Raw genomic sequence first — 14,008 nt, 5'->3', positions numbered from 1 at the left:
AGAGAGGTAAAATATCATGGGTAAGTTTATTTTTACGCAGACCGAGATCCCCGGCGTGGTGGTCATTGAGCCGCAGGTGTTCGGCGATGACCGCGGCTATTTTATGGAGACCTACCAGAAGGATCAGTTCGCAGAGGCCGGCATCGACAAGGAATTCGTGCAGGACAACCAGAGCCGCTCCACCCGGGGCGTGCTGCGCGGGCTGCACTTCCAGAAGAACCACACCCAGGGCAAGCTGGTGCGCGTGACCAAGGGCGAGGTGTATGACGTTGCCGTGGACTGCCGCCCCCACAGCGCTACCTTTGGCAAGTGGGTGGGCGTGACCCTTTCCGAGGACAACAAGAAGATGTTCTATATCCCGGAGGGCTTTGCCCACGGTTTTCTGGTGCTGAGCGATGTGGCAGAGTTCTGCTATAAGTGCACCGATGTCTACGACCCCACCAGTGAGGGCGGCATCCCCTACGACGACCCCACCGTCAACGTGCAGTGGCCGGACTGCGGCTGCGAGCACAAGACCAGCGCAAAGGACAAGCTGCACGAGCCCTTTGCCGCCCAGAAGTTCGAGTATTTTGAAAAGTGGTGATCGCCCGTGGCAAAATTCAAAGCAATGTGGAACGGCTTCTGGCGCTACCGCTATCTGCTGTGGAACCTTGTAAGCCGTGATTTCAAGCTGAAGTACCGCCGCAGCGTGCTGGGCGTGGTGTGGAGCGTTTTGAACCCGCTGCTGATGTGCCTTGTGTACTGGGCGGTGTTCAGCAGTCTGATGGATATGCGGGGCAGCGGCATCGACAATTTTGCCGTCTTTCTGATGTGCGGTCAGCTGCTGTTCAACTTCTTCAACGAGGCTACCTCCACCAGCATGAGCAGCGTGCTCAGCGCTGCCCCGCTGCTGAAAAAGGTGTATATCCCCAAGTATATCTTCCCGCTGGAAAAATGCTGCTTTGCCATGGTGAACTGCGTGTTCAGCTTTGTGGCGCTGCTGCTGGTCATGATCTTTACCGGCTCACCCTTCCACCTGACCATTCTCGAGGCGCTGTACCCGCTGGTGACCTTGTTCTTCTTCAGCCTCGGGGTCAGTATGTTCTTGGCGGCGGCTACTGTGTTCTTCCGGGATATCATGCATATCTGGAGCGTGTTCGTCACCGCGCTGCTGTATTTCTCCGCCATCTTCTACGACCCCACCCAGATGACCTTTTCCATCGGCGGGTTCAATATGCAGCAGATCATCAAGCTGAACCCTATGTACTGGTATATCACGGGCTTCCGCCGTACGGTGATGTGGGGCATCCCGCTGGATTGGAATATGTTCCTTGTCTGCGGCATCTGCGCCGTAGTGTCCATGGTAGTGGGGCTGCAGGTGTTCCGCAAAACGCAGGACCGCTTTGTGCTGCACATTTAAGGAGGGTGAACAATGGAACCGATCATCAAAGTGGACAATGTTTCCATGTGCTTCAACCTTTCCAAGGAAAAGCATGAGAGCCTGAAGGAGTACTTTCTGGCCATGGTGCAGGGACGGCTGCAATACGATGAGTTCTACGCTTTAAAGGACGTCAGTCTGGACATTATGCCCGGCGATTTTTACGGCCTTGTGGGCTTGAACGGCTCGGGCAAATCCACCCTGCTCAAGACCATTGCCGGGGTGTACAAGCCCAGCAAGGGCAAGGTGACCGTAAACGGCACCATCGCCCCGCTCATCGAGCTGGGCGCGGGCTTTGATATGGATCTGACCGCCCGCGAGAATATCTACCTCAACGGCACGGTGCTGGGCTTCTCGCCCAAGTATCTGGACGAAAAATTTGACGAGATCGTGGAATTCAGCGAGCTGGAAAACTTTCTGGATGTGCCGCTGAAAAACTACTCCTCCGGCATGGTGGCGCGCATCGGCTTTGCCATTGCCACCATCACAAAGCCCGATATCCTTATCGCGGACGAGGTGCTGTCGGTGGGCGATTTTTTGTTCCAGCAGAAGTGCGAAAAGCGGATGCAGGAGCTGATGGCGGGCGGCACCACGGTCATTCTGGTGTCCCACTCCATCGAGCAGATCGAGCGGATGTGCACCAAGGTGGCATGGCTGAGCCACGGTCACCTGAAAATGAACGGGGACACCCAGACAGTCTGCACCGCCTACAAGGCGACCCAGCGCGGCGAGGTCTGATATGAATGTACGGTTGAAACGCGCCAAGGAGCTTGTCGGCTATGCTGTGCGGCTGACAAAGGATGAGGGTCTGCCCACCATGGTCAAACGCGGCGCGGGCTTTGTGAAGCGCCGCTGCTTTGGCAAGCGTGCACGCTACCTGCCCACTAAAAAGGTGCTGGAGGCGCAGTGCGCAGAGGTGGCAGGCAAAACGGCGGCAGATTGCGGCCTGCCCACCATTTCGATATTGACCCCGCTGTACAATACCCCGGAAAAATATCTGCGGGAGTTTCTGGATTCCTTTGTGGGGCAGACCGCGCCCAACGGGCAGCTCTGCCTTGCCGATGCGTCGGACGCTGCCCACGGGGACGTGGAGCGCATCATAAAGGAATATCAGCAAAAAAATCAACAGATCGTATATAAAAAGATCGAAAATCAGGGCATTGCCGCCAACACCAACGCCGCCGCGCAGCTGGCAACGGGGGAGTATCTGGCGCTGGCTGACCACGACGACATTCTGGCACCCCATGCCCTGTACACCATGGGCAAGGCCATCCTGCAGCTGCGGCAGCGCGGCGAGCCGGACGGCTTTCTGTACAGCGATGAAGCCCTGTTCACCAAAGACATCCGCCGCCCCATGGTGGCGCACTTCAAGCCAGACTATGCCCCGGACTACCTGTTGTGCTGCAACTACATCTGCCATCTGGCGGTGTTCCAAAAAACTTTGTGGGAGCAGCTGGGCGGCGAGCGCCCGGAATGCGATGGCAGTCAGGATCATGATCTGTTCCTGCGGCTGTTGGAAAAGACCGGCGGTGCTGCCCATGTGCCGCAGGTGCTGTATTACTGGCGGGTGCACGCGGGGTCTACCTCCGGCGGTGCAGACGCCAAGCCATACGTTGCGGCGGCAGCCAAAAAGGCGCTGGCAGATCACCTGACCCGCACCGGGCGCACCGGCACGGTGGAGGACGGCCTGTTCCCCAGCACCTACCGGGTGAAATGGGACATCGTGGGCGAACCGAAGGTGAGCATCCTCATCCCCAATAAGGACCACACCGAGGACCTCGAAAAGTGCCTGCACAGCATCTGGACAAAGACCGCATGGGAGCACTTTGAGGTCATTGTGGTGGAAAACAACTCCACCGACCCCGCCACCTTTGCCTACTATAAAAAGGCGCAGCAGCGCTACGACGGTCTGCGGGTGGTCACCTACCCGAAAAAGGGCTTCAACTTTTCCGGCATCAACAACTTTGGCCGCAAGTACGCTACGGGCGAGTATCTGCTGCTGCTGAACAACGATGTGGAGGTGCGCAGCGGCGAATGGCTCACTGAACTTTTGCGCCAATGCGCCCACCCCGGCGGGGCGGCCGTGTGCGGTGCGATGCTTTATTACCCGGACGAGACCATCCAGCACGCGGGGGTCATCACCGGGCTGGGGGGCTACGCGGGGCACAGCCACAAGTACAAAAAGGCAGGCGGCAGCGGGTATCTGTTCCGCACCGCCACGGTGCAGGACTTTTCTGCTGTGACCGGTGCCTGCCTGCTGGTAAAGACCAGCGTGTGGGACGAGGTAAAGGGGTTGGACGAAGCCTTTGCGGTGGCCTTCAACGACGTGGACTTCTGCCTGCGGGTGCGGGATGCGGGCTACCGCATTGCGTGGACGCCCTATGCCCAGCTGACCCATTACGAGAGCAAGAGCCGCGGTGGGGACGAAAAAGACCCGGTAAAAGCACGGCGCTTTGCCGCCGAGCAGCAGCGCCTGTACGAGGTGCACGGCAAGGCGAACATCCTGCACGATCCCTACTACAACCCCAACCTGACCATGGACCGGGAGGATTTTTCCGAAAGCGATGATCTGCGCGGACTGAAAGAGGGACGCATCACGGTGCAGTGGAGGGAATAACAGCATGAACATCAAGGGCCATTTCGAGACTATCACCCGGCACAAGTTGCTGGTGATGAAATACTGCTTTGAATGCGGACTGTATGAGCAGGGGCTTGCCCACGACCTGAGCAAGTACAGCCCCACCGAGTTCATCCCCGGGTGCATCTACTATCAGGGCGACCACAGCCCCAACGAGGCCGAGCGCGCAGCCAAGGGCTACACCTCGGCGTGGCTGCACCACAAGGGGCGCAATAAGCATCATCTGGAATACTGGATCGATTACAGCACCACCAAGACCGGCCTGACCGGCATGAAGATCCCCCTGCGGTACGTCTGCGAGATGGTGTGCGACCGGGTGGCGGCAAGCCAGATCTATCTGGGCGACAAGTACACCGATGCCTCCGCGTGGGAGTACTACCAGCGCAGTAAGGATCACTACCTGATGCACCCGGAGACCCGGGCGCTGCTGGAAAAGCTGCTGTGCATGGTGCGGGACCTGGGGCGGGAGCGCACCTTTGCCTACATGAAATTCCTGCTTGGCTGCGAAACCGATTACTGAGCATATTTGGCAAACGCCGCTGACGAAAAGTCGGCGGCGTTTTTGTGTGGTTTGCCGGACAACGAAAAAACACCCCGGCCGGGCGGTTTTACCGCTTGGCCGGGGTGCTGTTTTTGCAAGAAATAATTACTGCTCGTTTTCGTAGATCTTGATATAGCGCGGGGCGCTTTTATCCTGCCAGAACAGCAGAATGGCGGTCAAAGCGACAGCCAGTGTGGTGAGGACGGCGAGCAGAGCTTTGAGAACTTTCATGGTTTGGTGCCTCCTTGTGAAGTTCGGGAGCGGAGCGGGGGACGTTCCGCCTGTCATGTTAGGTATAGTATAGCATATTCCCGCAGTAAAGGCAAACGGCAGAGAGGGGAGAACAAAAAGAAAAATACGGAGGTTAGTCAAAACTAATCGACGAAAATGAATAAGAAAGTTCAGGAAAATTCATCATTTGGGGCGTGTTGTCGTTGACTTCCCGCGCCAAAATGATACAATAGGTGTGTTAAGCAGCTGCTGTCCCTGTACCAGTGCGCCTGCATGGGCGTGGGGATGGCAATTCAAGCAGAATGGGGGATTTGAAATCCATGTTGAACAAGCTGAAACGTGCGGCGCTTGGCGCGCATACGCCGCATGACAAGGCAACTGCTGCAAGCAAACCTGTCCCGATGCCTCTGCCCGCGCAGGTACGCATCCTTATGAGCCAGCACATTGGCGCACCCGCCAAGGCGCTGGTGAAAAAAGGCGATGAAGTGTTCGTCGGCACCAAGATCGGTGAGGCGGGCGGCTTTGTCTCCGCAAACATCCACTCCAGCGTTTCCGGTACGGTAGCTGCAGTGGAAGCTTTCCGTCTGTCCAATGGCCGTATGTGCGATTCTGTTGTCATCAAGACCGATGGCAAGCAGACCGTAGACCCGGCCGTCAAGGCACCGGAAGTCACTGATAAGGCCAGCTTCCTTGCTGCTGTGCGCGAGTGCGGTCTGGTCGGTCTGGGCGGCGCAGGCTTCCCCACCGATGTGAAGCTGCAGCCCAAGCAGCCGGTGGATACTTTGCTGATCAATGCCTCCGAGTGCGAGGTGTGGCTGACCAGCGACACGCAGGAGATGCTGGAGTGCAGCGATGATATCATCCGCGGCATCAAGGCTGTGCTGCAGTATACCGGCATCCCGAAGTGCATCATTGGTATTGAGAACAACAAGCCCGAGTGCATCGACCTGCTGTGCAAAAAGACCAAGGACGACAGCACCATCGAGGTAAAGCCCCTGCCCAGTGTCTACGGCACCGGCGCAGAGCTGATCCTGATCGAGAAGTGTCTCGGCCGCGAGGTGCCCCACGGCGGTCTGCCCGCCGATGCAGGCGCTATCGTGATGAACGTGACCAGCGTTTCCACGCTGGGCAAGTATCTGGCTACCGGTATGCCGGTGGTCCAGCGTACCATCACCGTGGACGGCGATGCCTGCGCAAAGCCCCAGAACGTTGTTGTGCCCGTGGGCACCGCCTATCAGGACATTCTGGACTATGTGGGCGTCAAGGGCGAGCTGGGCAAGGTGGTTGCCGGCGGTGCCATGATGGGCCCCGCTGTGGAGAACCTTGCTTACCCCACCACCAAGACCACTTCCGGTCTGATCCTGCTGAGCAAGGCAGCTGCACAGCCCGCACAGGTCAACCCCTGCATCCGCTGCGGCCGCTGCGTGGAGTACTGCCCCATGGGTCTGGAGCCCGTGGAGGTGAATCAGGCCTACGCCGCCCGCGATGTGCAGGAGCTGGGCAAGCTGCACACTGACTACTGCTTCAACTGCGGCAGCTGCTCCTTCGTCTGCCCGGCAAAGCGCCCGGTTACCCAGATGATGAGTCTGGCCAAGGCCTTCTATCTTGGCGAAATCAAAAAAGGAGGCAATAAGTAATGGATACGAAGCTTATTGTTTCGGCTTCCCCGCACGTCCGCAGTGACGAGACCACCCAGAGCCTGATGGCTAATGTGATCGTTGCACTGTGCCCCTGCGTGGTTGCCTCTGCGATCATTTTCGGCGTGCGCGCCCTGCTGGTCACCGCCGTTTCCGTGGTGGCCTGTGTGGCCTTTGAGTGGCTGTACTGCAAGCTGCTGAAGCGTGCAAACCCCATCAGCGACCTGTCTGCTGTGGTCACCGGCATCATTCTGGCCATGAACGTGCCCGTGGGCATGCCCATCGGTCAGCTGATCATCGGCGATCTGGTGGCAATTATTGTTGTCAAGCAGCTGTTCGGCGGCATTGGCATGAACTTTGCAAACCCCGCTCTGGTGGGCCGTATCGTGCTGTTTATCAGCTTTGCCGGTTCCATGAATAAGTGGGTGTTCCCGGATGCAGCGGTGGATCAGCTGTCCAAGGCTACCCCGCTGGCTGTGGCAGATCCCTCCAAGCTGAGCCTGCTGGACCTGTTCATGGGCATCCACGGCGGTGTGCTGGGCGAGACCTGCGCACTGGCCATCGTGCTGGGTCTTATCTATCTGGTGGCTACCAAGACCATCAGCATCGCCATCCCGGCTTCCTACGTTGGCAGCGTGTTCGTGTTCTACCTGATCGCTACCAGGGATCTGCACAGCGCACTGGTTGCCGTGCTGAGCGGCGGCCTGCTGTTCGGCGCTGTGTTCATGGCTACCGACTACGTTACCAGCCCCTTTACCCTGAAGGGCAAGCTGGTGTACGGCGTGTGCCTTGGCATCGTTACCTTTGCCATCCGCTACTGGGGCAGCTACACCGAGGGCGTGTCCTTCGCGCTGCTGTTCATGAACCTGTGGGTCCCGTACATCAATGATCTGACCCGTCAGACCCCGTATGGCTATGTGAAGCCTGCAAAGAAAGCGAAGGAGGGTGCTGGCAAATGAGTAAGACTGCAAATTCCAGCTGGGAAACCACCGGTAAGCCGATCGTTGTGCTGACCGTTATCTCTCTGATCGTCAGCCTGCTGCTGGCTCTGGTGAACGGCATGACCGCTCCCGTTATCAAGGAGAACACCCGCCGCACCACGCTGGCTGCTTATGTCAGCGTGATGCCCACCGTTTCGGACGCAGCTACGCTGGAGGAAGTGACCGATTACACCACCGCCAATGTTACCGGCGTGGTAAAGGCTCCCGATGGCGGCATTGCCATCAAGGCCGAGGAAAAGGGCTTTGACGGCGGCATCCTGACCGTGATCATGGGCTTTGATGCCAACGGCGCCGAGACCGGCATCTGGGTGGACGCTTCTACCCAGACCAAGGGCATCGGCTCCAATGTGTCCACCGATGACTATCTGGCACAGTTCAACGGCATGGACGGCACCAAGAACATTGTGATGAATCAGGATTTCGATGCGTACAGCGGCGCAACCATTTCGTCCACCGCTCTGTTTGCTGCCATCAATGACTGTATCAACTGCTTCAACGAGCTGGCATAAAAGGAGGTTGGTAAGAAATGGCACAAGAAAATAAGTCCAAGGTAAGCATCCTTACCAACGGCATCATCAAGGAAAACCCTGTTCTGCGTCTGGTTCTGGGCACCTGCTCCATTCTGGCCGTTACCACGGCAGTTTCCAACGCACTGGGCATGGGCGCCGCCTTCACCTTCGTGCTGGTGTGCTCCAATATCATGATCTCCCTGCTGCGCAAGGTGATCCCCGGCAAGGTGCATCTGCCTTGCTACATCGTCATCATTGCAGGCTTTGTGACCATCGTGCAGATGTTCATGCAGGCCTACATGGAAAGCCTGTACAACGCACTGGGCGTGTTCCTGCCCCTGATCGTTGTCAACTGTATCATTCTGGGCCGTGCTGAGATGTTCGCCTGCAAGAACAATGTGGTGGATTCTGCACTGGACGGCGTGGGCATGGGCCTCGGCTACACCCTCACCGCTACCCTGATGGCCTCCATCCGCGAGATCCTGGGCAGCGGCACCTGGCTGGGCTTCCAGATCATCCCGGAAAGCGTTGCCAAGGTGTCCATCATGACGCAGGCTCCCGGCGCCTTCTTCTGCTACGGCATCCTGATGGCAGGCTGCATCTGGCTGGAAGGCAAGCTGGACGCCCGTATCGAGCGCAAGAGCTGCTGTGATCTTGACAATCTGAAGAAGGAGGCGGAATAAGATGCTCGTCAAACTCGCTGCGATCTTCTTCAGCATGATCCTTGTCAACAACTATGTGCTGGTGAAGTTCTACGGTATCTGCCCGTTCCTGGGCGTTTCCAAAAAGCTGGATTCCGCTGTGGGTATGTCCGGTGCTGTCATCTTTGTTATGTTCATGGCAACGGCCGTTACCTTCCCCATCCAGATCTTCATCCTTGAGCCGGCAGAGCTGGGCTACCTGCAGACCATCGTGTTCATTCTGGTCATCGCTGTGCTGGTGCAGTTCATCGAGATCTTCCTCAAGAAGTACATCGTTGCACTGTATAACTCGCTGGGCGTTTATCTGCCTCTGATCACCACCAACTGCTGCGTGCTGGCTGTGACCATTCTGGTCGTGGGCGACTACGGCGCAGATGTGGCTGCACACGGCTTCGGCTACGCCTATATCGAGGCTCTGATCTGCGCCATCGGCGCAGGCTGCGGCTTTATGCTGGCTATGGTCATGTTCAGCGGCGTGCGCAAGCGCGTGGAAGCCTGCGATCCCCCGGCACCCTTCAAGGGCCTGCCCATCACCCTGATCGCAGCTGCAATCACCAGCCTGTCCTTCATGGGCTTCGGCGGCATCGTCGAAAACCTGTTCAATGTTACGCTGTAAGGGAGGAACAGGACTATGAATATTGTATCTGCTGTTATCCTGTGCACCATCGTGGGCGCTGTGGGTGCTATCATTCTGGTAGCCGCCGCAAAGTTCATGGCGGTGGAGGAAGACCCCCGCATTGAGGAAGTTTCCGCCTGTCTGGCCGGCGCAAACTGCGGCGGCTGCGGCTACGCAGGCTGTGCCGACTATGCCAAGGCTGTTGTTCTGGACGGCGTGCCCTGCGACAAATGCGCACCCGGCGGCCCCAAGGCTGCCGCTGCCATTGCCAAGATCATGGGCGGCGAGGCAAGCGCCGTAGAGAAGAAGGCTGTTGTGCAGTGTCAGGGCAGCTCCGAGCACTGCAAGCCCGCCTACGACTACAAGGGCATCCAGACCTGTGCTGCTGCGGCAGCCCTGTACGGCGGCCCCAAGACCTGCTCTTTCGCCTGCATCGGTTTGGGCGACTGCACCAAGGTGTGTAAGTTCGACGCCATCCACATCGTGGACGGTGTGGCAAAGGTGGACAAGGACAAGTGCACCGGCTGTGGTGCCTGTGCCAATATCTGTCCCAAGCAGGTGATCATGATCGATACTGCAGGCCCCCGCAAGCCGGTGGTCATGTGCTCCAACAAGGACAAGGGTGCTGTGGCAAACAAGCTGTGCACCACCTCCTGCATTGCCTGCGGTATGTGCGAGCGCACCTGTAAGTTCGACGCCATCCATGTTGTGGACGGCGTGGCACGCGTTGATTACGACAAGTGCAAGGGCTGCGGTATGTGCGCCCAGAAGTGCCCCAAGCACATCATCCTGTTCCCGCTGAAGGATGACCCCAATCCCCCGAAGCCCGTGGTGAAGCCCGAGACCAAGGCAGAGTAAACTGTAAACCAAAGCCCGCCGTGCTGCAATGCCCGGCGGGCTTTTTGTATCCGTTTATTCCGTCTTGGTGGGGCGGATGGTCACCTCGCCGCAGCGCAGCGCCTCGGTGCGGCCGCTCTCCCGCTGCACCACCAGCCGCCCGATGTCGTCAATAGAAAGCGCCTGCGCGGCGTAGGTCTCGGTGCCGGTGCACACGGTCACCCAATGGCCGGGCACAAAGCAGCGGGCGCGGTACTCGTCCAGACAGGCAAAGCCCGGGCAGAGCGCCAACAGCTCCCGCCCGATGGCACCTGCCAGCGCCGCACGGCTTACCGGGGCAGGGCCGCCGGGGTATAGGCTGCCTGCCTTGACGGCAAGCTCCGGGGGAAAGTCCTCGGCGGTGGCGGTCAGGTTCAGCCCGATGCCCACCACCAGCCATTCCAGCTGGCCGCTTTCAAGGTCTGTACCGGCCTCGGTCAGGATGCCGCACACCTTTTTGCCCTTGTAATACAGGTCGTTCACCCACTTGATGGCAAGCTCCAGCCCGCAAAGCATCTGCACCGCCCGGCACACTGCCACTGCCGCGCCGATGGTGGCGGTCTGGGCGTTGGCGGCAGGCAGCGGCGGGCGCAGCACCACCGAGCAGTACACCCCCTTGCCCGCCGGGCTGGCAAAGCTGCGCCCCAGCCGCCCGCGCCCGGCGGTCTGCCCGCCCGCCAGCACCAGTGTGCCGTGGGCAGCGCCTTCCAGCGCCAGCAGCTTGGCGGTGCGGTTGGTGCTTTCCAGCGTGTCGTACAGCTGCACCGGGGCAGGGTAGACACCTACCGCCTCGGTGCAGAAGGGGTCGCCGCCCAGCAGACGGTACCCCCGGCGGGAGGCGGCTTCCAGCGCATAGCCCTGCGCGGTAAGTGCAGCCGCCGCCTTGTGCACGGCGGCGCGGCTGACCCCCAGCTGCTGCGCCAGCTGCTGGCCGGAAATATACGCGCCCTCGGCGGCGCTCAGCGCCTGTAAAAGCGCCTGACGGGTGGTAGAAGCCATGGCGAAAATCCTCCCTGTGTGCTATACTGCTATTGTACCATATCTGCGGCAGAAGAAAAAGTTTGAAAATATTTCAGTTTTTTGCAGGAACTGCCGCCGCTGTCTCGTATTAAAGACAGAAGGGCGGCGCAGAGCACCGCATCCAGAACCGGAAAGGAGGCCGTGCAGCGCGTTGACAACACAGGAATTCAGCACGATGGTGCAGAAATATCAGGCGCTCGTGTACACGGTCTGCCACCAGCTGGTACCGGATGTGCAGGAAGCGCAGGATCTGACGCAGGAGACCTTTCTGGCGGCGTGGCGGGCCATCGACCGCTGCCCGTCCGGCTTTGAAAAGCAATGGCTGGCGCGCATCGCCGCCAACAAAGCCAAGGACTATCTGCGCAGCGCGTGGGTGCGCAAGATGAACACCCCCGGCGACGAGGTGCTGGCGCTGGAGGGCGCGCCGCCCGGTATGCAGCCGGAACAGCAGGTGCTGGAGGCGCTGGGCGAAGAAGAGCTTACTGGGATGATCTTAAATCTGCGCGAGCCCTACTGCACGCCCTGCCGTCTGGTGCTGCTGGAACAGCACACCATGGCCGAAGCTGCAAGACTGTGCGGCCGACCGCTCAAAACGGTGGAAGCGCAGGTCTACCGCGCCAAAAAGATGCTGGCGCAGCAGATTTTGCAAAACGACCGCGTACCCTGTGAAAGGAGGAGCGTACATGGAACTGTTTGACGCAAAAGGCTGTCTGAGCGAGGAAGGCTTACAGGCACTGGTCGGCGGGCAATTGGACGAAACGCAGCGGCTGGAAGCCGCCGAGCACCTTGCCTACTGCGACCGCTGCATGGACCGCTACACCGCTCTGCTGACCGACGATCTGCTGGAGCAGCCGCCGCGCTCCGCCCGGGGCGCGGTGATGGGCACCATCTGGATACGGCTGATGCAGAACACATGGGGACGCGCCGCTGTGGCAACGGTGGCGGCGGTTCTGGCGCTGACGCTGTGGCGCGCCGGTACGCTGGAACAGATTTTGCACACCGGGCAGCAGCTGAACACATGGCTGCCGCAGACCACACAGCAGACCGAACCGGAGCTGCTGGGCAAGCCGGTGAACGACAAAGCACCGCAGCCCTCCACCGCCCCGCTGGGCAAGCCCATAGAGGACAAAAAGCAGCTGACCGAAAAACTATTCGACGCACTGGACGCGCTTTTGCACCACAGTGCAGACACCACTGAGAAATGAGGGAACTGATTATGAAGAAAAACGGGATCCTGACCCTGCTGTTTGCCTGCATCCCCGGTGCGGGGCAGATGTATCAGGGCTATATGAAGCGGGGGCTCTCGCTCATCACCATGTTCTGCCTGTTTATTATCCTAGGCAGCACCACGGGGCTGGACGCACTGGTAGTCGGCTGCATCGTTGTGTATATGTACAGCTTTTTCGATACCTTGAACCTCCGCGCGCAGCTGGCGGCGGAAAAAGCCCCGGAGGACGATTATCTGGTGCACTTTAACTGGCACGATGCCCGCATGACCCAGTTCATGGGCGAAAGCCACAAGCTGGTGGGCTGGGGGCTCATCGCGCTGGGCGCGATCGTGTTCTACAACAACATCATCATGCGGGTGCTGGGCGATGTGATGTGGCGCTGGGGACAGGATAACCCGGTTTTCCGCGCCATCTACCTGATGCTGGATTCCCTGCCGCAGATCGTGGTCTGCGTGGCACTGATCGTGTGTGGTATGTGGCTGGTGCGCGGCCCGAAAAACAAAAAGGGCAAGCAGCCCCCTGAAGAGGAGACCGAGGAAGCCGAAGATTTCCACGCCTACACGGCTGCGCCGCAGGCTGAGGATGCCGAGGATACCGCGGACACGGACACCCATTTTGCCATGCCGGAGCTTTCGGCACTGCTGGGCGAGCCGGTGACCGGCGCAGAGCAGGACGAAACCCCTGTGGAGGATGACGATGGCCGAGCAGAATAAGACCCCCTTGACGGCACAGCCGGGCAGTGTGCCCGCGCCGGAGCACAAGCCCGCAGAAAAGCCTCTGCGCCGGGTGGGCAGCCTGACCTTGGGCGCGTGCCTCATTGCGGCGGGCGTGTTCTTCCTGCTGTATTTCTTTGTGCCGGGCTTTGATGTGCAGCTGACCCTGAAAATTGCCCCGGCGGTGGCGCTGGTGCTGCTGGGGTGTGAGGTGCTCTTCTTTGCCGCCCGCCCCGGCCGCTGGAAGTACGATTTTGTGTCTGTGCTGGTCTGTCTGGTGCTGATGGCGGGCTGCTTTTGCATGGCGATGCTGCCCCTGCTGTGGGACGAAGTGAGCGGCGAAAACCAGCAGACGATGAACCGCCTGAGCGCACAGGCCATTGATGAGCTGTACACCGCCTGCAAGCAGGATGCGCAGGATATCGCCATCCGGGACATCAGCGGCAGGCTGTACCTGAGCGGCCCGAAGGCGGAAACATTGCAGGAGGCAGCCGCCCTGCCCGCCGGGGATACCTGCCTGACCTTGACCGTGGAGCTGTTCGGCCCTTACGACAGCGCCGCCGCCTTTGCCCGGGACTGCTACACCCTGACCGCACTGGCAAAGCAGTGCACCGTGCCGCCGGAAAAGCTGCACTTTACATGGGATGCCCTCAGCGCGGCAGAAAGCAGCCTGAACACCGGCAGTCTGCTGTATACCGAGGACTATTCGCTGGACCTGAGCGGCGCTGTGCAGCTGGACTGGACAGAGCATCAGATGGAGCAGCAGACCGAGACCGAGTATCTGCTGGATGCAGAGAATATTCCTGATGAGGATTAAAAAATACCGCCGCACAGCTGTGCGGCGGTATTTTTGCAGTGCGGCTGAAGGGATAAATGAAA

At 59.4% G+C, this 14,008-nt stretch carries 17 protein-coding genes; 15 read left to right on the top strand and 2 right to left on the bottom strand.

All coding sequences use genetic code 11. The annotated features are described in order from the left end of the window. Nucleotides 1-16 precede the first annotated feature (16 nt). Genes rfbC through ACXPUX_RS00925 form a run of 5 tightly spaced genes read left to right on the top strand, consistent with a single transcriptional unit; the run spans nt 17 to nt 4,575 of the window. Nucleotides 17-583 carry a dTDP-4-dehydrorhamnose 3,5-epimerase gene (rfbC, locus tag ACXPUX_RS00945; protein WP_005923016.1) on the top strand — a complete coding sequence of 189 codons (567 nt, stop codon included), beginning with the start codon at nt 17-19 and terminating at the stop codon, nt 581-583. Between the two features lie 6 nt (nt 584-589). Beyond that, nucleotides 590-1,399 carry an ABC transporter permease gene (locus tag ACXPUX_RS00940; RefSeq protein ID WP_458829344.1) on the top strand — a complete coding sequence of 270 codons (810 nt, stop codon included), beginning with the start codon at nt 590-592 and terminating at the stop codon, nt 1,397-1,399. 12 nt (nt 1,400-1,411) lie between these two features. Then, nucleotides 1,412-2,155: an ABC transporter ATP-binding protein gene (locus ACXPUX_RS00935; RefSeq protein WP_458829343.1), complete on the top strand. Its 744-nt coding sequence runs from the start codon at nt 1,412-1,414 to the stop codon at nt 2,153-2,155. Nucleotide 2,156: 1 nt separating this feature from the next. Continuing rightward, on the top strand, nt 2,157-4,034 hold the full coding sequence (locus tag ACXPUX_RS00930; protein ID WP_458829342.1) for a glycosyltransferase family 2 protein: 1,878 nt from the start codon (nt 2,157-2,159) through the stop codon (nt 4,032-4,034). Nucleotides 4,035-4,038: 4 nt separating this feature from the next. Further along, nucleotides 4,039-4,575: a DUF5662 family protein gene (locus ACXPUX_RS00925; RefSeq protein WP_117554455.1), complete on the top strand. Its 537-nt coding sequence runs from the start codon at nt 4,039-4,041 to the stop codon at nt 4,573-4,575. Nucleotides 4,576-4,701: 126 nt separating this feature from the next. Here the strand turns inward: ACXPUX_RS00925 and ACXPUX_RS00920 are convergent, their stop codons facing one another. Then, complete coding sequence (locus ACXPUX_RS00920) at nt 4,702-4,827, bottom strand: hypothetical protein (RefSeq protein ID WP_256466526.1); 126 nt, start codon at nt 4,825-4,827, stop codon at nt 4,702-4,704. Nucleotides 4,828-5,129: 302 nt separating this feature from the next. On the opposite strand from ACXPUX_RS00920, the gene rsxC reads away from it, so the two are divergent. Genes rsxC through ACXPUX_RS00890 form a run of 6 tightly spaced genes read left to right on the top strand, consistent with a single transcriptional unit; the run spans nt 5,130 to nt 10,149 of the window. After that, entirely contained in the window at nt 5,130-6,464 is a 1,335-nt protein-coding gene (gene rsxC / locus ACXPUX_RS00915; protein WP_458829340.1) for an electron transport complex subunit RsxC, read from the top strand. Then, nucleotides 6,464-7,423 (top strand): RnfABCDGE type electron transport complex subunit D, encoded by a 960-nt coding sequence (locus ACXPUX_RS00910; protein WP_458829338.1) that lies wholly within the window; start codon nt 6,464-6,466, stop codon nt 7,421-7,423. Before rsxC ends, ACXPUX_RS00910 begins: the two co-directional genes overlap by 1 nt. Next, nucleotides 7,420-7,974 carry an FMN-binding protein gene (locus ACXPUX_RS00905; RefSeq protein WP_458829336.1) on the top strand — a complete coding sequence of 185 codons (555 nt, stop codon included), beginning with the start codon at nt 7,420-7,422 and terminating at the stop codon, nt 7,972-7,974. The genes ACXPUX_RS00910 and ACXPUX_RS00905 overlap by 4 nt, the downstream gene beginning before the upstream one ends. Nucleotides 7,975-7,991: 17 nt before the next feature. After that, nucleotides 7,992-8,657: an electron transport complex subunit RsxE gene (rsxE, locus tag ACXPUX_RS00900; RefSeq protein ID WP_458829334.1), complete on the top strand. Its 666-nt coding sequence runs from the start codon at nt 7,992-7,994 to the stop codon at nt 8,655-8,657. Nucleotide 8,658: 1 nt separating this feature from the next. Next, nucleotides 8,659-9,291 carry an electron transport complex protein RnfA gene (locus tag ACXPUX_RS00895; RefSeq protein ID WP_458829332.1) on the top strand — a complete coding sequence of 211 codons (633 nt, stop codon included), beginning with the start codon at nt 8,659-8,661 and terminating at the stop codon, nt 9,289-9,291. A 15-nt stretch (nt 9,292-9,306) separates the two neighbouring features. Further along, nucleotides 9,307-10,149, top strand: coding sequence for an RnfABCDGE type electron transport complex subunit B (locus ACXPUX_RS00890; protein ID WP_458829330.1), 843 nt, complete (start codon nt 9,307-9,309; stop codon nt 10,147-10,149). Nucleotides 10,150-10,203: 54 nt separating this feature from the next. Here the strand turns inward: ACXPUX_RS00890 and ACXPUX_RS00885 are convergent, their stop codons facing one another. Next, nucleotides 10,204-11,166 (bottom strand): biotin--[acetyl-CoA-carboxylase] ligase, encoded by a 963-nt coding sequence (locus ACXPUX_RS00885; protein ID WP_458829328.1) that lies wholly within the window; start codon nt 11,164-11,166, stop codon nt 10,204-10,206. A gap of 172 nt (nt 11,167-11,338) precedes the next feature. Between ACXPUX_RS00885 and ACXPUX_RS00880 the strand changes: the two genes are divergently transcribed. The 4 genes from ACXPUX_RS00880 to ACXPUX_RS00865 are packed head-to-tail and all read left to right on the top strand — an operon-like array spanning nt 11,339 to nt 13,946. Next, nucleotides 11,339-11,884 carry an RNA polymerase sigma factor gene (locus tag ACXPUX_RS00880; RefSeq protein WP_458829326.1) on the top strand — a complete coding sequence of 182 codons (546 nt, stop codon included), beginning with the start codon at nt 11,339-11,341 and terminating at the stop codon, nt 11,882-11,884. Continuing rightward, complete coding sequence (locus tag ACXPUX_RS00875) at nt 11,871-12,392, top strand: anti-sigma factor (protein WP_458829324.1); 522 nt, start codon at nt 11,871-11,873, stop codon at nt 12,390-12,392. Before ACXPUX_RS00880 ends, ACXPUX_RS00875 begins: the two co-directional genes overlap by 14 nt. Nucleotides 12,393-12,403: 11 nt before the next feature. Further along, nucleotides 12,404-13,129 (top strand): hypothetical protein, encoded by a 726-nt coding sequence (locus ACXPUX_RS00870; RefSeq protein WP_458829322.1) that lies wholly within the window; start codon nt 12,404-12,406, stop codon nt 13,127-13,129. Beyond that, nucleotides 13,113-13,946: a hypothetical protein gene (locus tag ACXPUX_RS00865; RefSeq protein ID WP_458829320.1), complete on the top strand. Its 834-nt coding sequence runs from the start codon at nt 13,113-13,115 to the stop codon at nt 13,944-13,946. Before ACXPUX_RS00870 ends, ACXPUX_RS00865 begins: the two co-directional genes overlap by 17 nt. The last annotated feature ends 62 nt before the right edge of the window (nt 13,947-14,008 follow it).

Source organism: Faecalibacterium sp. PGM34 (assembly GCF_054456555.1).
The sequence above is the reverse complement of the archived record's forward strand: the minus strand, read 5'-3'. Positions and strand labels throughout refer to the sequence as shown.